Here is a 24,315-nt window from a genome sequence, read left to right as displayed (position 1 = left end):
ATGCGCCGCTACGGCAAGAACCCCGACGAGGACGACATCCGGACCCGCCCCAACCCGAAGGGCAACCGTCCTCGTACGCACACCCGCCCGAAGCACGAGGACGCCGAGGAAGGCATGGTCCTCACCGTCGACCGCGGCCGCCTCACCTGCCTCGTCGACGGTCGTACGGTCATGGCGATGAAGGCCCGCGAGCTGGGCCGGAAGGCCGCCGTGGTGGGCGACACCGTCTCCCTCGTCGGCGATCTGTCCGGCGCCAAGGACACCCTCGCCCGCATCGTCCGCATCGGTGAGCGCCGCTCGGTGCTGCGCCGGACCGCGGACGACGACGATCCGTTCGAACGGGTGGTCGTAGCCAACGCCGACCAGCTGGCGATCGTCACCGCGCTGGCCGATCCGGAACCCCGCCCGCGGATGATCGACCGCTGTCTGGTCGCCGCGTACGACGGCGGACTCTCCCCGCTCCTCGTGCTCACCAAGTCCGACCTCGCCTCCCCGGACAAGCTGCTGGAGGCGTACACCCCGCTGGGCGTCCCGTTCATCGTCACCAGCCGCGAGGAGCTGGAGAACGGCGACGCGGCGGAGCGGGTCCGCGAGCAGTTGCACGACCGGGTCACCGCCTTCGTCGGGCACTCCGGCGTCGGAAAGACGACGCTGGTCAACGCGCTCGTGCCGAAGGACCGGCGGCGTACGACGGGGGTCGTCAACGCGGTCACCGGCCGCGGCCGGCACACCACCACCTCGGCGCTGGCGCTCCCCCTGCCCGACTACCGCGGCTGGGTGATCGACACTCCGGGTGTGCGCTCCTTCGGGCTCAACCACATCGACCCGTCCCGGGTGATCCACGCCTTCCCGGACCTGGAGCCCGGCACCGAGGAGTGCCCGCGCGGCTGCACCCACGACGGCCAGGAACCGGAATGCGCCCTGGACGCCTGGGTCGCGGACGGCCACGCCGATCCGGCGCGGCTGGACTCGCTGCGGCGGCTGCTCTCCACCCGGGAACGACGCGAAGGCGACTGACCCGGGCACGTTTGCCGTCCGCCGCCACCGGTAAGTGCATAATCACACCCAGCGAGGCAAGGCGGTCACCGACGTGGGAGGGCACTGACGATGGCGTGGCTGCTGGTCGTGGTCGCGGGGCTGCTGGAGACCGGCTTCGCCGTCTGCCTGAAGCTCTCGCACGGGTTCACCCGGCTCTGGCCGACCATCGCGTTCTGCGTCTTCGCCCTCGGCAGCTTCGGTCTGCTGACGCTGTCGCTGAAGAAGCTCGACGTGGGGCCCGCCTACGCCGTGTGGACGGGCATCGGCGCGGCGGGGACCGCGATCTACGGCATGGTCTTCCTCGACGACGTGGTCTCCACCCTCAAGCTGGTCTCGATCTCCCTGGTGATCATCGGTGTGATCGGCCTGCAGCTCTCGGGCTCGTCCCACTGACCCCGTGATCGGGCCCTGGGCCCGACGGCCCCGGACCCGGCCGGCGTTCACCCGGCGAGCAGCCGTTCCACCAGCTCGCGCACCAGCGGCGCCGGGTCCCCCTCCGGCCCTGTCCCGGCGTCCGTCCCCGGGAGGGCCGGCACCAGCGCGTAGCTGAGTGCCAGCCGGAGCGCGATCCCGCAGGTCGCGGCCAGTGCCTCGATGTCGGGCGGGGGCCGTCCCTCGTCGAGGGCGGCCACCGCGCGCCCTTGGACCTCGCCGAGCAGTTCGGCGGGCGTCGGCGTCCCGGAGTCGGCGCGCCGCTGAGCGGGCACGCGCGAGGCGGTCGGCATGGCCGGGCGTACGGGACGGGGTAATCGGTCGCTCCAGCAGCCCGTGAGCAATCCCCTGACGAGGGCGTTCGTGCGGACGGCGCGGACGGTCCAGGCGGCGGTGGCGGCCAGCCTGTCCCCCGTACCACCTGGCGACCCCAGCGCCCGTTCGACACCGGTCAGATAGCCGTCGGCCGCGCTCCGGACGAGGGCGCGGGCCAGACCGTCCTTGCTGCCGAACTCGTTGTAGAGGGTCTGCCGGGAGACCCCTGCGATGGCCGCGACATCGACCATGCGCACCGCCGGCCAGGGCAGGGTGGCCAACGCCGTGAGGGCGGCGTCCAGCAATGCGTCTCGCGCCGTGGGCATCGTCGCCTCCCGCGCCAAGGGCTCCGCGTTCCAGAGTTGACGCGCTCCCGTGGACTGTCAATGGTCCGCGCAGCCCGAGGTCCGGTAGCTCTGTTCACCTGCGATCGATACTGTGACGGCATGCCCGATTACCACGATGATCTGCGCCTCGCCCATGTGCTGGCGGACGCCGCCGACGCGGCGACGATGGACCGGTTCAAGGCTCTGGACCTCAAGGTCGAGACCAAGCCGGACATGACGCCGGTGAGCGAGGCCGACAAGGCCGCTGAGGAACTGATCCGCGGTCACCTCCATCGGGCCCGCCCGCGCGACGCGATCCTGGGCGAGGAGTTCGGGATCGAGGGCACCGGCCCGCGGCGCTGGGTCGTCGACCCGATCGACGGCACCAAGAACTACGTGCGTGGCGTGCCGGTCTGGGCGACGCTCATCTCGCTGATGGAGGCCGGTGAAAAGGGGTTCCAGCCGGTGGTCGGCGTGGTGTCGGCGCCCGCGCTGAACCGGCGCTGGTGGGCGGCGAAGGGCGCGGGCGCGTTCTCCGGCCGCAGCCTGACCTCCGCGACCCGGCTGCAGGTGTCGAAGGTGGAGCGGATCGCGGACGCCTCGTTCGCGTACGCGTCGCTGACCGGCTGGGAGGAGCAGGGCCGGCTCGACGGGTTCCTGGATCTGACCAGAGCCTGCTGGCGCACTCGTGGGTACGGGGATTTCTGGCCGTACATGATGGTCGCCGAGGGATCGGTCGACATCTGCGCGGAGCCGGAGCTCTCGCTCTGGGACATGGCGGCCAACGCGATCATCGTCCAGGAGGCGGGCGGCGAGTTCACCAGCCTGGACGGGGTGTCCGGTCCCGGCGGCGGTAACGCGGCGGCCTCGAACGGGCTGCTCCACCACGAACTGCTGGGCTATCTGAACCAGCGCTACTGACCCGGATCACGCCCCCAGGAGGCGCGCACCACCGCACGCCCCTCGGATGACTCCCGTCCCCCCTTGTCCCGTTCCCGCATCGATGCAACTCTGAGAGTCCCCCCGCTTGTGAACTTGTGAACCGACTCACACAGTCGTTTCACGAAGGAGGTGGCTCCTTTCATGCTCGTCCGTGACGCCATGAGCACGCTGATCCTCACCATCGGACCCGCCCATACGCTCCGCGAGGCCGCCCGGCTGATGTCGGTCCGGCACGTCGGAGCCGCGGTCGTTCTCGACCGGGACACCAGCGGGCTCGGCATTCTCACCGAGCGCGACATCCTCAACGCGGTCGGCTCGGGCCGGAATCCCGATGTCGAGACCGCCTCCGCCCACACCACCACCGACGTGGTCTTCGCCGCGCCCACCTGGACCCTGGCGGAGGCCGCGGAGGCCATGACGCACGGCGGGTTCCGCCACCTGATCGTGCTGGACGACCACGGGCCGGTCGGCATCGTCTCGGTCCGTGACATCCTGCGCTGCTGGACGCCCGCCAAGCGCCGCCCCCGCGCGGAACTCGTCGGCTGACCCCCGTGAACGACCGGTGGGCCGGTCCCCTCCGAAGAGGGAACCGGCCCACCGTCGACGACAGGCGTCCTTGTCAGCCGCGCAGGGCCTGGACCGCGGCCTCCAGACGCTTGCCGAAGTCGCCGTCCGCCTGGCGGAAGTTGCTGATCGCACGCTCGGCGATGTCATCGCGCGACACCTTGGCGATGAACCCGGCGAGGTTGTCGATCAGCCGGGCCTTCTCGTCCTCGGAGTAGAGCCGGTAGAGGTTTCCGGCCTGCACGAAGTCGGTGTCCTCGGCGTGGCTCGGGGCCTCGTGCGTACCGATCTCGCCCGTGACCGGGGTGGGCTCCCACAGCGGCCGGTCCGTCTGGGCCGGGCCGCCGAAGCTGTTCGGCTCGTAGTTCTTCGCACCCTTGTGGCGGCCGTCGTACAGGTAGCCGTCGCGGCTGTTGGTACGCGCCTCGGTGGCGTGCGGGCGGTTCACCGGCAGGTGGTCGGCGTTGATGCCGACGCGGTAGCGGTGGGCGTCGCCGTACGCGAAGAGGCGGCCCTGGAGCATCTTGTCCGGGGACGGGCCGATGCCCGGCACGAAGTGCGCGGGGCTGAAGATCGACTGCTCGACCTCGGCGAAGATGTTCTCCGGGTTGCGGTTGAGCTCCAGCTTCCCGATCTCGATCGGCGGGTAGTCCGCGTGCGGCCACACCTTGGTGAGGTCGAACGGGTTGAAGCGGTACGTGGCCGCCTCGGCCGCCGGCATGATCTGGACCTGCACCGTCCAGGACGGGAAGTCGCCGCGCTCGATCGCCTCGCGCAGGTCGCGCTGGTGACTGTCGGGGTCCTCGCCGGCGAGCTTGTTGGCCTCGTCCTGGGTGAGGTTCCTGATCCCCTGGTCGGTCTTGAAGTGGTACTTGACCCAGAAGACCTCGCCGGCCTCGTTGCTCCACTGGTACGTGTGCGAGCCGTACCCGTTCATGTGACGCAGCGTGGCCGGAATGCCGCGGTCACCGAAGAGCCAGGTCACCTGGTGGGTGGACTCGGGCGACAGACCCCAGAAGTCCCAGACGTTGTCCGCCTCCTGCGAGCCGGTGTACGGGTCGCGCTTCTGGGTGTGGATGAAGTCCGGGAACTTGATGGCGTCCTTGATGAAGAACACCGGGGTGTTGTTGCCGACGAGGTCGTAGTTGCCCTCTTCGGTGTAGAACTTCAGCGCGAAGCCGCGGGGGTCACGCACCGCGTCGGCCGAGCCGAGGTTGCCCGCGACGGTCGAGAAGCGGAGGAACGTCTCGGTCTGCTTGCCGACCTCGGAGAGGAACTTCGCCCGCGTCCACTGCGAGACGTCACGGGTCAGCGTGAACGTGCCGTACGCGCCGGCGCCGCGGGCGTGCACGATGCGCTCCGGAATGCGCTCACGGTTGAAGTGCGCGAGCTTCTCCAGCAGCGACTGGTCCTGCACCAGCACGGGACCGCCGACGCCAGCGGTCTGGCTGTTCTGGTTGTCGGCGACCGGCGCGCCGGCCTCCGTGGTGAGCGGTCCCTGCGTCACGTGCGCCTCCTGCGTCGTTCCTGCACATTCGTCATGTCCTGCACAGCCTGTCCCTTGGCCTATGCCGAACCTGATCCTACAATGGACATTGTCCAAGTCAAGTGAACATCCAAAGTCACATCGATTCGGGACCTGGTCCCTCCACTGTTAGGCTTGTGCTTATGAGTGACCTGCTGGAACGACTTCGCGGACGCGGCTGGCGCATGACCGCCCAGCGGCGCGTCGTGGCCGAGGTCCTCGACGGGGACCATGTGCACCTGACGGCGGACGAGGTCCACGCCCGCGCCGTTGCGAAGCTGCCCGAGATCTCCCGCGCCACCGTCTACAACACTCTGGGCGAGATGGTGACGCTCGGTGAGGTCATAGAGGTCTCCACGGACCGCCGCGCCAAGCGCTACGACCCGAACGCACACCGCCCCCATCACCACCTCGTCTGCGCGCGCTGCGGCACCATCCGCGACGTGCATCCGGCCGGCGACCCGCTGGCGGATCTGCCGAGCGACGAACGGTTCGGATTCACGGTCTCCAACGTCGAGGTGACCTACCGCGGCATCTGCCCGAACTGCGCCGCAACGAGCTGAGTTCTGCCACGGAAGGCCCCGGTGCGCGCATCACGCGCACCGGGGCCTTCCGCATGAACAGCCACAGGGGGGTGACACCCGCCCCGGGCCCACCACGCGCGCACCCCCTTCCCGAATCTGACGGGGCGTCATATCGTCGGCGGCGATCACGTCCGCCCTGCGGCGGATCCGTACCTCGATACGCCCGAGGAGAGACCCGTGGGAGATCCGCACCCGACCCCACCCACAGCCCCGGCCCCTGACCGGGCTCCTGTTTCCACTCCGGCTCCGGACCCGACCTCTGGCCCGGCTCCGGCTCCTGTTCCTGCTCCGGCTCCGGCTCCGGCCGCAGCCCCGGTGCCCGCCTCGGCCACCCGGCCCAAGCTCCGCGCCGACGCGCTCACCCGCTCCTTCGGGCGCGGCGCCAAGGCCCTGCCCGCCCTCGGCCCCGTCGATCTCTCCGTCGCTCCGGGCGAGTTCACCTGCCTCGTCGGCCCTTCCGGCTGCGGCAAGTCCACGCTGCTCAGGATCGCCGCCGGACTGCTCCGCCCCAGCTCCGGCGAGCTGTCCATCCGTACGGCATCACCCCGCCCGGCGGCGATGATCTTCCAGGACTACGGGATCTACGACTGGAAGACCGTACTGGCCAATGTCCGGTTCGGCCTCGACATCCAACGCGTACCGCGCAAGGAGGCCGACGCCAGGGCGCGCGACTGGCTGGCCCGGATGGGGCTCTCCGACTTCGCGGGGGCATATCCGGCCGCCCTCTCCGGCGGAATGCGGCAACGGGTCGCGATCGCCCGCGCCCTCGCCGTCGAACCCGAGATGCTGCTGATGGACGAGCCGTTCGCGGCGCTCGACGCCCAGCTGCGCACCATCCTCCAGGACGAGCTGCTCGACCTCACCCAGACCACCCGTACCACCACCCTCTTCATCACCCACAGCCTCGAAGAGGCGATCGTGCTCGGGGACCGGGTACTGGTGATGTCCGCCAGACCGGGGCGGATCATCGCCGAGCGCCGCCCGCCGTTCGGCCGGCCCCGCACCGGCGAGGTCCGGTCGGCGCCCGAATTCACCGCGCTGAAGAGCGAGTTGTGGGAACTGCTGCGCGGCGAGGTACGGAGGGAGGCGGTTTCGGCATGAGCACCACCGTGCACGCCACGAAACCCGACGACGGCGTGCTGATCCGCAGGCCGGGCCCACAGGAACTGCATCCGGTGCGCACCCACCGCAGGCGCCGCGCCCTGGAGATCGCGCTCGCCGTCGCCGTACCGCTGCTGCTCGTACTGCTCTGGCAGCTGGCCGCGACACAGTCCTGGATCGACGAACGGGTCTACCCCGCCCCCTCGACCATCCTGGCGGACGGCTGGGACCGGGCGGGCGCCGGTGAACTGTGGCCGGATGTGTGGGCCACGCTCAAGCGGGTCCTCGGCGGCTACGCGATCGGCACCGTCGCGGGTTACGCGCTCGGGCTGCTGATGGGCTCGCTCTCCCTCGTACGGGCGGCGCTGGAGCCGTTGCTCGACGCCCTGTACGTCGTCCCGAAGCTGGCCCTGCTGCCGGTCTTCCTCAATATGTTCGGCCTCGGCGAGGGACCGCAGATCGCTCTGGTCGCCGCGACCGTCTTCTTCTTCGTCTGGATCTCCACCATGGCGGCCGTGCTGGCCGTCCCGGTCGGCCACCGTGACGCCGGTCAGGTCTTCGGCGCCTCGCCCTGGCAGATGTTCCGGCATGTGCTGCTGCCCGCGTCACTGCCGGCAGTCCTGGTCGGGGCGCGGATCGCGGCGGGGGTGGCCGTACTGGTCATCGTCGCCTCCGAACAGATCGCGGCGGCCGACGGGCTGGGCCATCTGATCTTCGACTCCCGGGCGCTGTTCCAGAACGACGTGATGTTCGTCGGCATCGTGTGCGTGGCGGTCCTCGGTGTCGTCTTCTCCGAAGTGGTGCGGATCGCCGGGCGGCTGCTCACTCCGTGGGCCCCCCGCGACCGCGGCCGCGGCCAGTCCTGAACAGTTCACCCCACGTTCTTCGTACGGAGGCACTGTGCGTACACGTACCCCCTGGACCTGCACCGTCGTACTCATCGCGGCGTTCTTGCTCGGCGCGGCAGGCTGCGCCGGAAAGGACTCCGCCGACGACCGCGCCACCGCCGCGCCGCGCACCGTCACACCCGTCGCGGGCTGCGGTGCCCGTAGCTGGAGCGATCCGGCCGACCTCGCGCCCGACCGGAAACCGGCCCGCTGCGACAACGGGGCCCCGGCGGCCCGGCCCCTGGCGAAGAAGCGGAAGATCACCGTCGCCACCGGCACCCTGAGCGCGGAGTACGTCGCTCCGCTCCAGGTCGCAGTGGCGAAGGGCGAGTTCGCGAAGGAAGGGCTGGACGTCGAGCTGAAGGTGCTGCCCACCCCGGATGCCTTGCCGCTGCTCGCCAAGGGCGATGTGGACGCCCAGTGGGCGGCTCCCGAGGCGGCCGTGATGAACGGCATCAACGGCGGTTTCGACATCAGGTGGGTGGCCGGGAACTTCTCGCCCGACCCCTCCTCCAAGAGCGGCCTGTGGGTGCGCCTCAAAGATGGCGAGAGCGCCGACCACGTCGATATGGCGGGCCGGAAGATGGGCACGATGATCGGCAAGGGCTCGGTCATCGCCTACCCGATGGACACCTCGCTGAAGAAGCACGGCGGCGGCCTCGACAAGATCGGCTTCCAGCAGCTCGGCTCCGCGGACGTGCTGACCGCGCTGGAGAACGGTGGCGTGGACTCCGCCTGGCTGCTCGACCCGGTCTGGCGCAAGGTGGACGGCGACAAGAAGTACGCGTTCCTGGGCGGCCAGCCGCTCGGCGAACCGCTCGGCGGCCTGCTCTTCGGACCGACGCTGCTGAACAAGGACCCGGACGCCGGTGTCGCCTTTCTCCGCGCCTACATCCGGACGGTGAACACCTACTTCGCCGGCGACTACAAGGCCGACCCCGCGTTCGTCGCCGAACTGGCAAAGCTGATGAAGACCGACGAGGCCACCCTGCGGTCGACCCCGTCGATGCGGATGGACTGGGAGATACGGAAGGGCACGACGGACCGGCTGCAGCAGGCGTACGCGCACGCCGGCGTTTCGAAGGGCGCCCCGGTGCCGGAGGCGAAGGCCGTGAACCGGGCGATGTACGCGGAGGCGGTGGGCCACTCGCTCTGACTTGCGTGCACGGGCATACGCAGAAGGCCGGATCCTCTGGAGGATCCGGCCTTCTGCGTTCAGTAGCGGGGACAGGATTTGAACCTGCGACCTCTGGGTTATGAGCCCAGCGAGCTACCGAGCTGCTCCACCCCGCGTCGTTGTGATCCCCACAGTACGTCACCGCTCCGGACCAGCGCAAATCAGTTCCGGCGGGGGCGGGGAGGCGGTCCGGCGCGGGGCGGGGAGGCGGTCCGGCGCGGGGCGGGGAGGCGGCCCGGCGCGGGGCGGGGAGGCGGCCCGGCGCGGGGCGGGGAGGCGGCCCGGCGCGGGGCGGGGAGGCGGCCCGGCGCGGGGCGGGGAGGCGGCCCGGCGCGGGGCGGGGAGGCGGTCCGGCGCGGGGCGGGGAGGCGGTCCGGCGCGGGGCGGGGAAGTACCGGAACCGTCACTTCCACAGCGCCCCGCGCCGAGTCCCGCTGCTCACCCCGCCCGGCCCGCTCCCCCACCGGCCGCACCGGCCCGCGGCAGCCGGCCTTGCCGCTCGGCCTCGCGCAGCCTCAACCGCGCGGCCTTACGCGGTGAGCTCCTGGTGCAGCGCTTCGCGCAGCCGGGCGGCGCGCTCGGCGACCTCTGCCGGGCCCAGCTCGACCGCCCGCGCGCACCAGCGCTGCCCCTCGGTGAGCTCGCCGCGGCGGGCGGCCAGCAGGGCGAGGCGCAGGGCTGCCCGGCCATGCCCGTCGCGGGCGGCACGGCTCCACCACAGCGCGGCCTCGCGCTCGCTGCCCTCTCGGGCGAGCAGCAGCCCGAGGTTGAAAGCGCCGTTGCGGCTGCCCGACTCGGCGGCTTCGCGGTACCAGCGGGCCGCGCCGTCCACGTCACCACGGGCCGCCGCGAGCATCCCGACCCGCACCTGGGCGCGGCGGTGCCCCTGCTCGGCAGCCCGCTCGTACCACTCCTCGCACTCGGTCTTCTCGGGCATCGGCTCGCCGAGCGCGGGAGGGCCGGGCGGCGGCTGCCGCGAGTCCAGGACCCCGGCCAGCCGGAAGGCCGCCTCGGCGCTGCCGCCGCCCGCCGCGCAGCGCAGATGGCGCTCGGCCTCCTGCCCCTCGCCGCGGTGCAGCAGGGCCATGCCCACCTGGAGAGCGGCCTCGGTGTGGCCGGCCGCCGCGGCGCGCTCGTACCAGACCAGCGCCGCACGGTCCTCGTCGCGCCCGGCGTGCAGGATGCCGAGGTTGAAGGCCGCGTCCACGCTGCCGGCCTCGGCGGCCTTGGAGAACCAGGGTTCGGCGCCGGTCGCGTCGCCCGCCTGGAGCAGGAGCACGGCCAGCGCGTTGGCGGCCTCGCGGTGGCCCGCGTAGGCGGCACGGCGGTACCACTGCTCGGCCTGCGGCGTACGGTCCTGCGCCGCGCAGAGCAGCCCCAGGTTGTAGGCGCCGTTGACGTCGCCCGCGTCCATGGCGGCGCGGTACCAGCGCTCGGCGGTCTGCTGCTCGCCACGGGCCGCGTGCAGGGCCCCCAGGGCATTGGCGGCGTTCCCGTCGCCGTCCTGGGCGGCGCGCAGCCACCACACGGCGGCGCTCTCCTCGTCGCCCGCATCACGGAGCAGGAAGCCGAGCGCGCAGGCGGCCCGCGCCTCGCCCGCCTTCGCGGAGATGAGGTACCAGCGGCCGGCCTCCTTGGGCTCGCCGCGCTGCTCAAGGATGGCGCCGAGGTGCAGGGCGGCACGCCGGTGGCCGCGCGCGGCGGCCTGCCGGTACCACTGCTCGGCCTCGCCCACGCGCCCGGTCGCCGGACCTGCCACGGGGCCGTCGTCCCTGCGCGCCGCGGAGCGGCCGGTGGTACCCGGACGATCGGTGGCGCGCGTGCCTGCCCCCGAGCCGAGACCGGGACCGGGACCGGGGGCCAGCCCCGGGCGGCCGAAGGCGTCGTGCAAGTCGTCGGCGGCGTTGCGGTCCAGCATCCGCGCGAGGCGGTACGCGGCCTCCCGGTGCCCCTGCTCGGCGGCAGCGCGCAGCCAGCGCTCGGCGCCGACGTCGCTGCGGTGTTCCAGCAGGTCGGCGAGGGCGTACGCCCCCAGCGCGTGCCCCTGCTCGGCGGACTGCCGCAGCCAGTACTCGGCACCGGGCTCGTCGCCGCGTTCCCGGTAGTGGCGGCCGAGGGCGTGTGCGGCGGCGGCGGAGCCCGCGACGGCCGCGATACGCCACCAGCCGGCCGCGTCGTCGACGTATCCGCGCTGGTGGAGGAGGACGCCGAGATTGTTGGCCGCGGCCCGGTCGCCGTCGGCGGTGGCCGCACGCAGATAGGGCTCGGCGCCGTCCAGATCACCGCGGCGCAGCAGCAGGGCCCCGAGGACGCTCATCGACGTGGTGTCCCCGGCGTCGGCGGCGCGGCGGTGGCGTGCCTCGCTCTCGGCGCTCTCCGGACTCTCTCGCGTCTCCGGGACTTCCTGGACCCCGGAGCTTTCCGCAGCCTCCATGGCCCCGGCGCTCCCGATGGCCCGGGCGCTCGCCGTGCTCTCTGTGTTCTCTGCGCTCTCGACGGTCGCGGCACACCCCGCAGTCTCGGCGGTCTCGGTCGTCCCAATGATCCCAGAGGTCTCAGTTTTTCCGGAGGCCCCGGTGTTCTCAGCGGTCTCGTCGTTCTCCGCAGCGGCTACACCAAAAGCCGCATTCATCACGCTATCCAGCCGATGAGCGCGGCGCTGCACAAACCGCCCTGTCTCCAACAGAGTTGCCCTGTCCCCCATAAATACCATCGTCGCACCACCTACAACCCGCGTACACCTGGTATATCGCGGCCAGTGAGGTCACTTCAGCGTTTTGTCGACATGCCCACAGAGAGATAAGTCAAACATGTCCGGGCCCAACTCGCGCCTTACGAACCGCCCTCCACGCACACCGCACAAGAATGTCGCCACGACACGACGAAGGCCCGGATCCTCGAAAGGATCCGGGCCTTCGTCTTTCAGTAGCGGGGACAGGATTTGAACCTGCGACCTCTGGGTTATGAGCCCAGCGAGCTACCGAGCTGCTCCACCCCGCGCCGTTGTGATCAAACCGTACCACGGCGCGAGGGTGAGCCTTTACCGAGTTACTCAGCCACCATTACCGGCTTTGGGCGTCTTGCCCGAATGGTCCGCATTGCTCGCGCTGTTCGCTCCATCGGCGCCGTTCGCACTGCCCGACTTGGGCTGGGCGGCCGCCGCACGCTGCAGGGCGTCCTGCAGATCCGCCTGAGCCTTGCCGTAGGCGCTCCAGTCCTGCTTCTTCAGGGCTGCCTCGCCTTCCGCATAGGCCCTCTGCGCGTCCGCGATCGCCTTCTTCAGCGCCGCGTCACCGGTGGCCGGCGGCTGCGTGGTCTCGCCCGGTGGCCGGGTGGTCTCCGGCGGCTGGGTGGTCTCCGGCGGCTGGGTGGTGCCGGGGCCCGTCACCCCGAAGACCGCGTTGAGCGCTTCCCCGAGGCTGTTCTCGAAGACGGTCTTCGACCCGTACGAGGCGGCGACCTTGCGCAGCAGCGGGTAGTTCTGCGTGCCACCGCGCGTGTACACCGGCTCGATGTAGAGGAATCCCCCTTCGAGCGGCACGGTCAGCAGATTGCCGTACTCGATGTCGGAGTCGGTTCCCTTGAGGTTTCTCACGAACTCGGCGACGTCTCCGTTGCCGTTGAGCTCGCTCTGTACCTGGCCGGGGCCCTTCACCGTGGTGGTGACTCTCAACAGCCTTATCGTGCCGTAGTCCTTACTGGCCGCGTCGGCGTCCACCGCCATGAACGCCCCGAGGTCGGGCCGTCCCTTCGGGGTGAACGTCGTCGTCAGTGAGAACTTCTGGGCCGGTTGGTCCGGCATCTTTATGCTCAGGTAGTACGGCGGGACGGCGCCGGACTCCTTGTTGGTCGGGTCGTCCGGGACCTGCCACGCGTCACTGCCGCTGTAGAACTGGGCGGGGTTGGTGACGTGGTAACGGGTGAGCAGCTCGCGCTGCACCTTGAACAGGTCCTGCGGGTACCGCAGATGTTCCTTGAGCTCCTGCGGGATGTCCGCCTTGGGCTGGACGGTCCCCGGGAACGCCTTGCGCCACGTCTTGAGGACCGGGTCCTCGGTGTCCCACTCGTAGAGCTTGACCTTGCCGTCGTACGCGTCGACGGTGGCCTTCACCGAGTTGCGGATGTAGTTGACCTGGTTCTGCTGGGCGACGACCGCACGCTGGTTGGTGGTCAGCGAGTCGGCCGTGGTGTCACCGAGCGTCGTACGCGAGGCGTACGGGTAGCCGTTGGTGGTGGTGTACGCGTCGACGACCCACTGGATGCGGCCGTTCACCACGGCCGGGTAGGCGTCGCCGTCGATGGTCAGCCACGGGGCGACCGCCTCGACGCGCTCCTTGGGCGTGCGGTTGTAAAGGATCCGCGAACCGTCGCCGATGGCCCCCGAGTAGAGGATCTGCGGCTCGCTGAACGCCACCGCGTACGCGGCACGGTTGAACGCGTTGGAGAGACTGACCCCGCTGTTGCCCTGGTAGCTGGTGGTCTTCTCGCCGTCCTCCTCGTAGTCGAGCTCCTTCTGGGGCCCGCCGACGATGGAGTACTGCTCGGTCTTCTCGCCGTAGTAGATCTGCTGCTCGTACTTGCCGAGCTCACCCGAGGTCGGCAGACCGGACTCGGTGAAGTCCGGTGAACCGTTCGGGTTCTTGCCGGTCGTCGTGCCCTTGGCCGCGATGGCGCCGTAGCCGTGGGTGTAGGTGAAGTGGTCGTTGATCCAGTTGCGCTTGGGGATGCCGTCGAGGTTGAGCTCGCGCAGACCGATGACCGTGTCCTGGTCCTTACCGGCGGCGTCCTTGTAGCGGTCCACGTCCAGCGTCTTGGGGAACTGGTAGTAGTTCCTCTTCTGCTGGAGCTGCTGGAAGGCCGGGGAGACGACGTTGGGGTCCATCACCCGGTAACTGGCGGCGGTATCCGCGCTCGCGCGCAGCTTGGCGTCGTCGTCCGTCGTGCTCTTGCCCGAGTAGTCGCGGACCTGAGCGTTGTCGATGTCGTACGCGTCACGCGTCGCTTCGATGTTCTTCCGGATGAACGGGGCTTCCTTGGCCTGCTCGTTCGGCTGGACCTGGAACTTCTGCACGATCGCCGGGTACAGCCCGCCGATCAGGATCGCCGAGAGCACCATCAGACCGAAGCCGATCATCGGGAGCTGCCAGGTGCGGCGCCAGAGCGTCGCGAAGAAGAGCACGGCGCAGATCGCGGCGATGCAGAACAGGATGGTCTTCGCCGGAAGGTAGGCGTTGGCGTCGACGTACCGCAGGCCCGTCCAGTTGTCCGTGGCCTTGAAGTCACTGGACTTCACGGCCAGGCCGTACCGGTCGAGCCAGTACGCCACGGCCTTCAGCGAGACGAAGACACCGAGCAGCACCGACAGATGGCCGGTGGCCGCGCCGGTCGCCCGCGCGCCGGGGCTGGTGATGCGGAGCCCGCCGTACAGATAGTGGGTCAGCGCGGCGGCGATCAGCGAGAGCACCGTGGCCGCGAAGCCGAAGCCCAGCAGGAAGCGGTACCAGGGCAGATCGAAGGCGTAGAAGGAGACGTCCAGATGGAACTGGGGATCCTTCTGGTGGAACGCCACGCCGTTCACATACATCAGCCAGGTACGCCACTGGCCGGAGGCGGACGCTCCGGCGATCAGCCCGACGAGCGCGGTGATCGCGAGCAGCACCCACTTCTTGTACGGTGCGAGGCTCATCCGGTAGCGGTCCAGGCTCTGCTGCTCCAAGGACATCGCGCTCAGCGGCGGCCGGAGCCGGTGCGCGAGCCAGATGTTCAGACCGACGGCGATCGCCATCAGCAGTCCGAAGACGAGGAACAGCCCGATCTTGGTCCACAGGGTGGTGGTGAAGACGGATGAATAGGCGACCGACCGGTACCAGAGCCAGTCCGTCCAGAACCCGGCGAACATGACGAACGCCATGGCGAGAACCGCCAGGACGCCAAGTGTCATGAGCAGGGTACGGGCGCGCCGGGACGGGCGGCCGACTCTGATCCGTGGCCCGGTCGGGCCTCCGCCGCGGTCCGGCATCTGGAAAGCCAACGTGCGCACCTCGAAGTTCGCGGGTCGTGTGGAGCGGGCCCAGCGATCGTAGAGCCCACCTATCCAACTTACTGAGGCTTTACCTAGTTCCCGCTCCCGGGGCGGAAGGAGGCAGGATGTTGGCCATGCCCAACGTTTCCCCCTCATCAGGCCCCCCGATGGCCGCGAGCCCCCTCACCGTCGCCGTGCTCGAAATCGACGAGTACATCTCCGGTCTCGGCTGGGACCAGCCGGCCCGGCTCTTCGCTCTCGTCGACACCGCCCGGCTGCGGGCCCAGGAGCCCGGCCTCGCCGCCCAGCTCGGTCTCGACAGCTCCGATTCCCCGACCGCCTCACTCACCCCCATCGAGCAGGAGGAGCTTTCGCCGGGGACCGCCCTGGACGAGTTCCTCGCCACGATCGCCTGGCCCGACGCAGTGATCGGCTGCGCGATGACGGTGGAGCGGCTGATGCTGCCGCCGTCCGCCGAGGCCTCCGTACCGGAGGGGCTCAGCGATGCCCAGCTGACCAAGTGGGTCGCCAAGCATCCGGAGCGCCAGGAGGTGCGGATGACGGTGGCCGTTCTCAGGGACGGTACGCGCGAGGCGGCCGTACGGCTTCGCGAGAAGGACTCCCCGAGCGAGGTGCGGACCGGGGCCGGACTGGTGCCCGGACTGGCCGACGCACTGGCCGCGACCTTCGAGGCCTGACCCCGCCGCGTCCCGCCGAGGTCCTGTCCGGCCGGTCAAGGCCGGACAGGACCTCGACGGGCGCGGTCAGCCCGCAGAGCAGCTCGGCAGGCCGGCCGTCTCCCCTGCCCGGATCTTCTCCAGCGACTTCTTCGCGTCGTCGATCGTCTTCACCTTCACCAGCGTGAGTCCGCTCGGGGTGTCGGCGGCGGCGGCCTTGCAGTTGTCGTCCGGTGTCAGGAAGTACCGGGCGCCCGCATCACGCGCGCCGACCAGCTTCATGTTGATGCCGCCGATCGGGCCGACCTTGCCCTTGTCGTCGATCGTGCCGGTGCCCGCGACGAACTTCCCGCCGGTGAGGTCGGTGGGCGTCAGCTTGTCGATGATGCCGAGGGAGAACATGAGGCCGGCGCTCGGGCCGCCGACATCGGCGAGCTTGATGTCGATCCGGAACGGGAACGTGTGGTCCGTCCCGGCCTGGATTCCGACGATGGCACGGTTCTCCTTGGGGGCCTTGGCGGTGGTGATGACGATCTTCCGGGTGCCCTCGGGCTCCTTGCCGGCCTTCTCGGCCTCCTGCGCCGTCTTCGCGGGGATGATCGTGAATGTCACGTCCTCGCCGGGCTTGTGGCGGGTGACGAGCTTCGCCACGTCCTCGGGCTGCTTCACCGCCGTGCCGTCGACCTGCTTGATCACATCGCCGGCGTGCAGCTTGCCCTGGGCGGGGCTGTCCTTGATGACCGTGGAGACCACGACGCGGGACGACACCGGGATGTGCAGCTCGGTCAGGGCGGCGACCTTGGCGCTCTCCTGGGACTGGCTGAACTCCTCGGCGTTCTCCTGCGTCGACTGCTGCTCGGTCTTCCCGCCGGGGTACAGGGTGTCGTGCGGTACGACCACGCTGTCGTGGGCCAGCCAGCCGTACACGGCCTCGACGAGATTCATGTGGTAGTCGGCGCCGGTGACCCTGACCGTCGTCATGTTGAGGTTGCCGGACGTCGGGTACGTCTTGTGCCCGGAAATCTGCAGGACCGGCTCGCCGTCGACCTTGCCGAGGGTGTTCACGGTCGGGCCGGGAGACATCTCCGAATACGGCACTCTGATCAGCACGCCTGCGCAGAGCAGCGCGATGAGGATGAGAGTGGAGGCGAGCATCGTCGCGGTGCGGCGTGGCATGGAACGACAGTACGGGAAGGGTCTGTCAGTGCACGGTCGGGGCCGGTTCGCACGGGGCGGGGATTGGTGGATGGCGCCGTGCCGGAGGGCGTCCGCGGTCGGCTCCGTGATGCGGATTGGCGACTGCGTAGGTTCACTGAAGATCAGAGCACGTCGGAACCGGAATGCGACTTCTCCATCGCCTCACGGAACCGGGCATACCCGGCGAGTTCCGTAACATCACCGGCCGTACGATTGCGGGTGGCCCAGCTCCCCCATATCGCAGCGCCGAACGCGGCGAAAAGCGGAATCAGCAACCAGGCGAGTGCTGCCATGACGACCTCCCTGCCCCGTGAGCGACCGCAACTCAACGATCAGCAGATTAACCATCTGCAGGACCAACGCTCACGGCAGGGGTGCGGTTACGCAAATCAGGGCGGACAACCACCCGATCGGCTTGCACTCAGCAGGAGCCGACCCACTCTTCGGTGCCGTCCGAGAACCGCTGGTGCTTCCAGATCGGAACCTCGTGCTTGAGGTCGTCGATGAGCTTGCGGCACGCCTCGAACGCCTCCGCACGATGCGGGCAGGAGACGGCGACGACAACGGCGAGGTCGCCCACGTGGAGGTCACCCACACGGTGGACGGCGGCCAGTGCCCGGACCGGGAAGTCCGCGGCGACCTTCTCGGCCACCCGACGCAATTCGTCCAGCGCCGAGGGGTGGCAGGAGTACCCGAGCGCACCGACGTCCTGACCGCCGTCGTGGTTGCGCACCGTGCCGACGAAGAGCGCCGTGCCACCTGCGGCGTCGTCACCGACGGCCCGGAAGATCTCGTCGACCGACAGCGGCGTCTCTCGAATCGCCAGCAGCCGGATGGGGTCGATCGCCGCCCGCTCGCCGGGGTGGTCGTGGGTGGGAGCCATGGGCCCATGGTGCCGTACGGCACCGACATCGTGGAATAGCGTTTTCCACCGGCGGACCGCCCCTGACCTTGGAGCCTCCTACAGACGTCCCGCGGTGTGTGCGGACGTCCGCGGGTCCGCCGAGCCCTTGGCCGCGCCCCTAAATACGGCGGCGCGCCTTGCGGGCCCGCCGGACCAGGGCGGCGGTGCCGAGCAGTGCCACGGTCGCGCCGGCGGCACCTGCCGCGGTCGCGTCCTTGCGGCCGAGGCGGCGTCCGGCGACGGTGTGCCGGCCTTCCACCTCTTCGAGGAGTGCCGCGAGCACCTCCTCGTTGGTCCAGCCCGGGCGCCAGCCCGCGTCGTGCAGCCGGCTCACGCTGACCACCCAGGGGTGCATCGTGTACGCGAGATCGCCCGCCGGGGACGGGGTGAGGCCGATCCGGTGCAGCCGGGCGGCGGCGCCGAGGGCCACGGCGGAGGGCAGTTCCATCCGGCGGACGCCGCTGAGCTCCTCGACCTCCTCCTGTTCCAGCCAGCCGTCGCAGCCGACCGCGAACTCGCCGTCGATCTTCTCCAGCGCGGCGTACTCCAGGGCCGTGACCAGGTCCTCGACATGGCAGAACTGCCAGGTGGGGCGCGATCCGGCGACGACCAGGAGGCGCGGCGACTCGAAGTAGCGGGTCAGCGCGGTGTCCGTACCCCCGACCAGGACGGTCGGCCGGACCACGGTCACGTTGAGTCCGGGGTGTGCGCGGGGCGCGCGGCGGCCGAGCCGCTCGATCTCCAGGAGGTCGCCGACGCCGGTGGCCTCGGCCGTGGCACGCAGCTCGGCGTCCTCGGCGAGCGGGATGTCGTTGTCGGGCAGCGCCCCGTAGACCATGGCCGAGGTGCACAGGACGACCCGGTGGACCCCCACGGCCGCGGCCGCCGTCAGCACGGTCTGGGTGCCGCGCACGTTGTAGGCGGTGCGGGCGGCGGGGTCGGTCTCCAGGTCGAGATCGAGTGCCAGGTGCACGACGACATCCGCGCCGCGCAGCTTCTCCGCGATGGCGGGGTCCCGGACGTCGAGGATGTGCCAGGTCGCCTCGGAGACCTCTCCGCGGCGTTCATCGATGGCGATGACCTGCTTGATCTCCTCGGATGCCGCGAGGCGTGCGGTGAGCAGCTCACCGACGCCCCCCGCGGCTCCGGTGACCGCGACGACGGGGCCGCGGCTCCTGGAGCGGTTTTTTGCGGGCTTGTACTCGGTCGAGGGGTCGGACAGGTTTCGCGCTGCGCGAACCTGAGGATCTGGGGAACTCACCGGGCGTCTCCAGCGGTTGTCTTCAGTACGTACCCGAATGACGCGTACGTACCAGGTGGCGTCCATCCTGCCGCAGGCCGGGAGCCGGCGGAGCACTGAGGCCCCAAGCGGACTTTTGGTGTCTACGCTGGATGGTGATGTCGGGCAGTCGCCGTCGGTTCGAGCCGGCGGCCCTACGAGCCGAGGAAACCCGTGAGTGACACCCCATTCGGATTCGGCCTTCCGCCGGAGGAGCCGGAGAACGGCGACGAGGGCAAGAAGAAGGACCCCACCGGAGGTGGGCAGGGTTCGGGCGGGCCGGCGAACCCGTTCGGCTTCGGGCCGGGCGCGGGCGGCGACAACCCGTTCGCGGCGATGTTCGGCACGATGAACCCCAGCGACCTGGGGGCGGCCTTCCAGCAGCTCGGCCAGATGCTGAGCTACGAGGGCGGTCCCGTGAACTGGGACATGGCCAAGCAGATCGCCCGTCAGGCGGTCTCGCAGGGCACGCCGGACGGCACCAAGGACATGAGCGTCGGCCCGTCCGAGCGGTCCGCGGTCGACGAGGCGCTGCGGCTTGCCGACCTCTGGCTGGACGGGGTGACGTCGCTGCCCTCCGGTTCGGTCACGACCGTGGCGTGGAGCCGTGCGGAGTGGGTCGAGGCGTCCCTCCCCGCCTGGCAGAAGCTGGTCGACCCGGTGGCCGAGCGCGTCGGTCTGGCCATGGGTGACGTACTGCCTGAGGAGATGCAGGCGATGGCGGGCCCGCTCATCGGCATGATGCGGTCGATGGGCGGCGCGATGTTCGGCCAGCAGATCGGGCAGGCCGTCGGTGTGCTGGCGGGCGAGGTGGTCGGTTCGACCGATATCGGGCTGCCGCTCGGCCCGGCGGGCAAGGCCGCGCTCCTTCCGTTGAACGTCGAGAGGTTCGGCAAGGACCTCAGCGTGCCGCAGGAGGAGGTGCGGCTCTATCTCGCCCTGCGCGAGGCCGCCCACCAGCGGCTCTTCGCCCATGTTCCGTGGCTGCGCTCGCATCTGTTCGGCGCCGTCGAGGGGTACGCGCGCGGCATCAAGGTCGACACCAGCAAGCTGGAGGACGTGGTCGGCCAGTTCGACCCGTCGCAGCCCGAGCAGCTGCAGGACGCACTTCAGCAGGGCATGTTCCAGCCGGAGGACACCCCGGAGCAGAAGGCCGCCCTGGCCAGGCTGGAGACGGCTCTCGCGTTGGTCGAGGGCTGGGTGGACGCCGTGGTGCACGAGGCCGCGAAGTCCCGTCTGACCTCGGCCGATGCGCTGCGCGAGACCATGCGCAGGCGTCGCGCCTCCGGCGGGCCGGCCGAGCAGACGTTCGCCACGCTCATCGGCCTCCAGCTGCGTCCGCGGCGGCTGCGTGACGCCTCGCGCCTGTGGGCGTCGCTCACCGACGCCCGCGGGCTCGACGGCCGCGACGCGCTGTGGGCGCACCCCGACATGCTGCCGACCGCCCAGGACCTGGACGATCCCGACGGCTTCGTGCACCACGAGCAACTGGACTTCTCCGAGCTGGACAAGATGCTCGGCGAGGCCGCGAAGGGCCCGCAGAAGCCCGAGGCCGCAGCGGACGGCACGAGCGAGCCGGGCACCGGGGGAACGGACGGCCGAAAGAGCGACGACAGCGACGGCAAGGACGACACCGACCAGTGAGCCTGTACGACGACGCCGTTCTCGTACTGAAGGGGTACGAGAACCCGGAGGACCCGGCCCAGGAGGAACTGCGCCAGGTCTATCTGGATCATCTGGCTCAGCATTCCGACAGCTTGTGGAAGGCCTGCGAGTCCGGACACCTGACGGCCAGCGCACTGGTCATCGATCCGGATCGGGGCCAGGTTCTGCTCACCCTGCACCGCAAGCTGCAGATGTGGCTGCAGATGGGCGGCCACTGCGAACCGCAGGACACGACGCTGGCCGCCGCGGCCCTGCGGGAGGCCACAGAGGAGTCCGGCATCAGCGGCCTGACCCTGCTCGCGGGCGGGCCGGTGACGCTGGACCGCCACCGGATCCCCGCGCCCTGTCACCGGCACCTGGACGTCCAGTACGCGGCGCTTGCGCCGTCGGGCGCGACGGAGCAGATCAGTGACGAGTCGCTGGACCTGCGCTGGTTCGCGTACGACGAGGTCGCGTCGGTGGCCGACACATCGGTCGTGCGCCTGATGACGCGGGCCCGCGCCGCGCTCGGGCAGCGCCGGTAGGCACACCGTGCGGCACCGGTAAGGGGCGGTCTCCCTGGAGACCGCCCCTTACCGGTGTGGTGCCGGTGCGTCGGCGGCGGCTCAGTTCCAGGCGTTGTTCTGGTTCTGCCCGTGGGCACCGTGCTGGCCCATGCCGTACTGGGCCCGGAGACCCTGGCCGATCTCGTGGTTCTGCGGCGGCAGCACCTCGCTCGGCTGGACCAGGGCGAAGCCCTGGCCGAGGAAGCTGAGCTCCCAGCCCTCACCAGTGTTGCCACGCCGCCGCCAGACGCCCGAGGAGTGCGTCTGGGCCTGCATCTGCACGCGCAGCGAGCTGGACCAGGCGACGATCGCGTCCGCGTCGGCGTTGACGTACTTGTCCGGCGTGACCTGCATCATCAGCGGCTGGCCCGAGGTCATCAGGGCGACCTTCCCGGTGCCGGAGATGTTGAGCTGGTACTTGCCGGTGCCGGAGATGCCGTACTGGCTGTCCACCGCGATGACCTCGGTGTGCAGCGATGAATCGAGGGCCAGGACGTAGGCGCTGTCCACCGTGATGCCGTCGCGGTCGACGTCCACGACGTGGATGTACTGCGCGAGATTGGCGAAGTAGATGGCGCCCTGCCCGGAGCAGCGCATCAGTTCCAGGCCCTCGCCGGTGCTCGCGCGGGCGCGGCGCTGCCCGTGCGACTCGTACTCGCCGTCGAACTCCATCAGTCCCTGGTAGGCGACCATGGCGCCCTTGCGGGCGAGGACGTCGTCGTGACCGGTCAGCGAGACCCGCAGGAGCTGCGGGTTCTGGACGGTGTACCGGTCCTGGGACTGCTGTTCCGTGTAGCTGAAAAGCGGACTCTGCATGGTGTGTTCTCCCTCCCCCTCAGTTCCGGATCCGCAGGCGGTCGGTACTGTCCTCGCTCGGCTGTACGACGACGATGCCCTGGCCGGAGAAAGCCATCTGGTACGCCTCGCCGCTGCCCCGCCCGATGAGCGAGGAGGCCTTGAAGCTGCGCTTGCCCTTCACCTTGAGGTTCGGGGACCACGCCACGAGGGCGTCCGGGTCGACGTAGGTCTCGTCCTCGCCGCGTCCGCAGTCGACGACGATCGGGGTGCCGCGTGAGGTGATGGCGACCCAGCCGGTGCCCGAAATACAGACGTTCCACAAGCCCTGACCGGCGAACTTGGCGAGGCCCTTGACCCGCTCCACGCCCCAGGTGAGATGGCTGTCGAAGGCGAGGACGTTGGTGCCGTTGACCGAGAGGGAGTCGTTGTTGAGGTTGATGACGACCACATCGGCGCCGTAGTCGGCGAGGTAGAGCAGTCCGTCGCCGGAGCACTTCATGATCGGCGTGCCCTCCCCGGTGATCCACTGGGAGGCGATCTGACGGACGGCCGGCGGGTTGGGTTCGTACTGGATGAATCCCTCGTACGCGACCATCGAGCCGGTACGGGCGTAGAGGTCCTGGCCGGTGGCCATGGCGACCTTGAGCATCGTGTGCCCGTGGTTCTCCATACGGGCCGTGACGGGGGTCGGGGCGTAGCCCGCGAGTTGCTGGTTCATGACGGGCTCCCTCAGACCTCGTAGGGCTGGACGACGATGAAGTTGCCGGGGGCGCCCCGGAATTGAAGGTTGACGGTCTCGCCGCTGTGTCCCGGGTACGCGTTGCGGCGCAGCCGGACCTGGCTGGAGATGATCACCTGGGACGCGGACGACCAGGCGACGACGGCGTTGCAGTCGGCGAACGTGGTCGGGGTGACGGGCAGGACGACGGGGACGCCGTGAGTCTTGACGACGACCGTGCCGGTGCCCTGGAACTGCATGGTGAACAGGGCGCCGCCGGGGATGCCATGGCCTTCGATTCTGCGGACCTCGTGCTGCAGCGACTCGTCGAAGGCGAGGACGTTCTCCGCCGAGACGCAGATACCGTCGCCCTGCAGTTCGATGGCGTGCAGATGGGAGCCGTTCTCGGCGAGGAAGACCTGCCCGCGGCCGGTGCAGCGCATCAGCTGCATTTCCTGACCGGTCGCGTTGCCGACGATCCGGCCGGCGAAACCGGCGCCCTTGTAGCCGAAGTCGACCTTGCCCTGGTACATCACCATGCTGCCCTGACGGGCGAGCACGGGCGTACCCTTTATGGTGAGGTCGACCCGCATGAGCTGTTGATTCTGCGGGGTCCAACGCTGCCCCGTGGCCGTCTCCTTGTACGGCTGGAGCGCGGCCTGCAGCCCGGCGCCGGCCTGCGGCATCCCTTGCGGAACGCTCTGGGGCATACCGGGGGGCTGCATACCGGGCGGCTGCATACCGGGGGGTTGCTGGCCGTACGGGGCGGGAGCCTGCTGGCCGTACGGAGCGACGGGCGGGGGCTGCTGACCGGGGATCTGTCCGAACTGCGGCTGCTGGGGCGGCTGGCCAGGCTGTCCGTAGGGAGCCGGGGCGGGGGCGGGCGGCGGCACCATACCGCCGTGCGGCGCCATCGGGGCCACTATCGTCGGCGCGGCATGCATCTGCTGCTGCGGCGTGGGAGCCGGGGCCTGAGCGGCCGGGGCGCCGAAGGACGGGGCTGGTGCCGGTGCGGCCGCCTGGGCGGGTGGGGCGAACGACGGGGCGGCGGCCTGCGGCTGAGGTGCGGCGGGCGCTTCCTCGGCGACCTCGCCGCCGAAGTTCTTCAGCAGCGCCTCGAGGCCACCGTCGAAGCCCTGTCCCACGGCGGCGAACCGCCAGACATCCTTTAGATAGAAGTCGCCCAGCATCACCGCACGCTCGGTGGTGAACTCCGAACCGTTGAAGGCATACCTGACGACTTCTTCGCCACCCGCGACGATCCGGATGTAGCCGGAGCCGACCTGGGACATCTGCCCGGCGCCGTCGACCGTCGCGGTGAACGACAGCTTGTGGATGTTCGCCGGAATGCGGTCCAGCGTGACGCGGAACGACTCGGTGTCACCGGCCTGGGCGCCGAGAAGCTGAATGGACTCCTCGGGTGATTTAGGCTGGTTGAAGAAGATGAAATACCGGTCGTCGGAGAGCTGCTCATTGGCATCGAGACCGAAGCAGCTGATGTCAAAGGTCAGTCCCGGGCCGGCGATCTGCACACCTACGTACAGGTCCGTCCCCGGTGTGAGATCGCTGATCTTGGCCTTGTGGCCGCGTTGGAATTCCCTGGCCATGCGTAACGACCG

Annotated in this window: 22 protein-coding genes and 2 tRNA genes; 11 read left to right on the top strand and 13 right to left on the bottom strand. The window is 70.0% G+C overall.

The genetic code is table 11. The features are described 5' to 3' along the window. Both rsgA and OG306_RS25715 read left to right on the top strand, forming a co-directional pair. Positions 1-1,017, top strand: coding sequence for a ribosome small subunit-dependent GTPase A (rsgA, locus tag OG306_RS25720; protein ID WP_266748447.1), 1,017 nt, complete (start codon positions 1-3; stop codon positions 1,015-1,017). Positions 1,018-1,107: 90 nt separating this feature from the next. Continuing rightward, positions 1,108-1,431 (top strand): DMT family transporter, encoded by a 324-nt coding sequence (locus OG306_RS25715; RefSeq protein ID WP_266748446.1) that lies wholly within the window; start codon positions 1,108-1,110, stop codon positions 1,429-1,431. Positions 1,432-1,478: 47 nt separating this feature from the next. On the opposite strand, the gene OG306_RS25710 is transcribed toward OG306_RS25715, so the two are convergent. After that, positions 1,479-2,111: a TetR/AcrR family transcriptional regulator gene (locus OG306_RS25710; protein WP_266748445.1), complete on the bottom strand. Its 633-nt coding sequence runs from the start codon at positions 2,109-2,111 to the stop codon at positions 1,479-1,481. Positions 2,112-2,231: 120 nt separating this feature from the next. Between OG306_RS25710 and hisN the strand changes: the two genes are divergently transcribed. Further along, entirely contained in the window at positions 2,232-3,032 is an 801-nt protein-coding gene (gene hisN, locus OG306_RS25705; protein WP_266748444.1) for a histidinol-phosphatase, read from the top strand. Between the two features lie 162 nt (positions 3,033-3,194). Further along, complete coding sequence (locus tag OG306_RS25700; RefSeq protein WP_266748425.1) at positions 3,195-3,599, top strand: CBS domain-containing protein; 405 nt, start codon at positions 3,195-3,197, stop codon at positions 3,597-3,599. A gap of 73 nt (positions 3,600-3,672) precedes the next feature. On the opposite strand, the gene OG306_RS25695 is transcribed toward OG306_RS25700, so the two are convergent. Then, positions 3,673-5,124: a catalase gene (locus tag OG306_RS25695; RefSeq protein ID WP_266748424.1), complete on the bottom strand. Its 1,452-nt coding sequence runs from the start codon at positions 5,122-5,124 to the stop codon at positions 3,673-3,675. 161 nt (positions 5,125-5,285) lie between these two features. On the opposite strand from OG306_RS25695, the gene OG306_RS25690 reads away from it, so the two are divergent. The 4 genes from OG306_RS25690 to OG306_RS25675 all read left to right on the top strand — a co-directional run bounded on the left by OG306_RS25690 (position 5,286) and on the right by OG306_RS25675 (position 8,870). After that, entirely contained in the window at positions 5,286-5,705 is a 420-nt protein-coding gene (locus tag OG306_RS25690; RefSeq protein WP_266748423.1) for a Fur family transcriptional regulator, read from the top strand. Between the two features lie 336 nt (positions 5,706-6,041). Beyond that, the gene (locus tag OG306_RS25685; RefSeq protein WP_266748422.1) at positions 6,042-6,827 is read left to right on the top strand and encodes an ABC transporter ATP-binding protein; all 786 of its coding nucleotides are present in this window, start codon (positions 6,042-6,044) and stop codon (positions 6,825-6,827) included. After that, the gene (locus OG306_RS25680; RefSeq protein WP_266748421.1) at positions 6,824-7,693 is read left to right on the top strand and encodes an ABC transporter permease; all 870 of its coding nucleotides are present in this window, start codon (positions 6,824-6,826) and stop codon (positions 7,691-7,693) included. The genes OG306_RS25685 and OG306_RS25680 overlap by 4 nt, the downstream gene beginning before the upstream one ends. A 34-nt stretch (positions 7,694-7,727) precedes the next feature. Continuing rightward, positions 7,728-8,870, top strand: coding sequence for an ABC transporter substrate-binding protein (locus tag OG306_RS25675; RefSeq protein WP_266748420.1), 1,143 nt, complete (start codon positions 7,728-7,730; stop codon positions 8,868-8,870). Positions 8,871-8,933: 63 nt separating this feature from the next. Here the strand turns inward: OG306_RS25675 and OG306_RS25670 are convergent. From OG306_RS25670 to OG306_RS25655, 4 genes are all read right to left on the bottom strand, one after another. Beyond that, positions 8,934-9,007: transfer RNA gene (locus tag OG306_RS25670), tRNA-Met, on the bottom strand. Positions 9,008-9,420: 413 nt separating this feature from the next. Next, positions 9,421-11,523, bottom strand: coding sequence for a tetratricopeptide repeat protein (locus OG306_RS25665; RefSeq protein ID WP_405680990.1), 2,103 nt, complete (start codon positions 11,521-11,523; stop codon positions 9,421-9,423). A 294-nt stretch (positions 11,524-11,817) separates the two neighbouring features. Next, a tRNA-Met gene (locus tag OG306_RS25660) sits at positions 11,818-11,891 on the bottom strand. A gap of 52 nt (positions 11,892-11,943) precedes the next feature. Beyond that, complete coding sequence (locus OG306_RS25655; protein ID WP_266752418.1) at positions 11,944-14,910, bottom strand: UPF0182 family membrane protein; 2,967 nt, start codon at positions 14,908-14,910, stop codon at positions 11,944-11,946. A 128-nt stretch (positions 14,911-15,038) separates the two neighbouring features. On the opposite strand from OG306_RS25655, the gene OG306_RS25650 reads away from it, so the two are divergent. Further along, entirely contained in the window at positions 15,039-15,611 is a 573-nt protein-coding gene (locus tag OG306_RS25650; RefSeq protein WP_266748418.1) for a PPA1309 family protein, read from the top strand. A 66-nt stretch (positions 15,612-15,677) separates the two neighbouring features. Here OG306_RS25650 and OG306_RS25645 read toward each other — a convergent pair whose 3' ends face one another. The 4 genes from OG306_RS25645 to OG306_RS25630 form a co-directional block, all read right to left on the bottom strand. Beyond that, a complete protein-coding gene (locus OG306_RS25645) occupies positions 15,678-16,766 on the bottom strand; it encodes a YlbL family protein (protein WP_327258790.1) in 1,089 nt (362 codons plus the stop codon). 143 nt (positions 16,767-16,909) lie between these two features. Beyond that, positions 16,910-17,080: a hypothetical protein gene (locus OG306_RS25640; protein WP_266748416.1), complete on the bottom strand. Its 171-nt coding sequence runs from the start codon at positions 17,078-17,080 to the stop codon at positions 16,910-16,912. 128 nt (positions 17,081-17,208) lie between these two features. Beyond that, positions 17,209-17,670 (bottom strand): molybdenum cofactor biosynthesis protein MoaE, encoded by a 462-nt coding sequence (locus OG306_RS25635; RefSeq protein ID WP_266748415.1) that lies wholly within the window; start codon positions 17,668-17,670, stop codon positions 17,209-17,211. A 139-nt stretch (positions 17,671-17,809) separates the two neighbouring features. Next, positions 17,810-18,952, bottom strand: coding sequence for an SDR family oxidoreductase (locus tag OG306_RS25630; RefSeq protein ID WP_266748414.1), 1,143 nt, complete (start codon positions 18,950-18,952; stop codon positions 17,810-17,812). 192 nt (positions 18,953-19,144) lie between these two features. On the opposite strand from OG306_RS25630, the gene OG306_RS25625 reads away from it, so the two are divergent. Both OG306_RS25625 and OG306_RS25620 read left to right on the top strand, forming a co-directional pair. Then, positions 19,145-20,614: a zinc-dependent metalloprotease gene (locus tag OG306_RS25625; protein WP_371665647.1), complete on the top strand. Its 1,470-nt coding sequence runs from the start codon at positions 19,145-19,147 to the stop codon at positions 20,612-20,614. Further along, the gene (locus OG306_RS25620) at positions 20,611-21,159 is read left to right on the top strand and encodes an NUDIX hydrolase (RefSeq protein ID WP_371665646.1); all 549 of its coding nucleotides are present in this window, start codon (positions 20,611-20,613) and stop codon (positions 21,157-21,159) included. The genes OG306_RS25625 and OG306_RS25620 overlap by 4 nt, the downstream gene beginning before the upstream one ends. 81 nt (positions 21,160-21,240) lie before the next feature. Here OG306_RS25620 and OG306_RS25615 read toward each other — a convergent pair whose 3' ends face one another. Genes OG306_RS25615 through OG306_RS25605 form a run of 3 tightly spaced genes read right to left on the bottom strand, consistent with a single transcriptional unit; the run spans position 21,241 to position 24,303 of the window. Then, positions 21,241-21,996, bottom strand: a complete 756-nt coding sequence (locus tag OG306_RS25615) for an AIM24 family protein (protein ID WP_371665645.1) — start codon at positions 21,994-21,996, stop codon at positions 21,241-21,243. A gap of 19 nt (positions 21,997-22,015) precedes the next feature. Continuing rightward, entirely contained in the window at positions 22,016-22,696 is a 681-nt protein-coding gene (locus OG306_RS25610; protein ID WP_266748410.1) for an AIM24 family protein, read from the bottom strand. A gap of 11 nt (positions 22,697-22,707) precedes the next feature. Further along, complete coding sequence (locus OG306_RS25605; RefSeq protein ID WP_371665644.1) at positions 22,708-24,303, bottom strand: TerD family protein; 1,596 nt, start codon at positions 24,301-24,303, stop codon at positions 22,708-22,710. Between the last annotated feature and the right edge of the window lie 12 nt (positions 24,304-24,315).

Origin of the sequence: Streptomyces sp. NBC_01241, from assembly GCF_041435435.1 — a bacterium.
Taxonomy (GTDB): Bacteria; Actinomycetota; Actinomycetes; order Streptomycetales; family Streptomycetaceae; genus Streptomyces.
The sequence above is the reverse complement of the archived record's forward strand: the minus strand, read 5'-3'. Positions and strand labels throughout refer to the sequence as shown.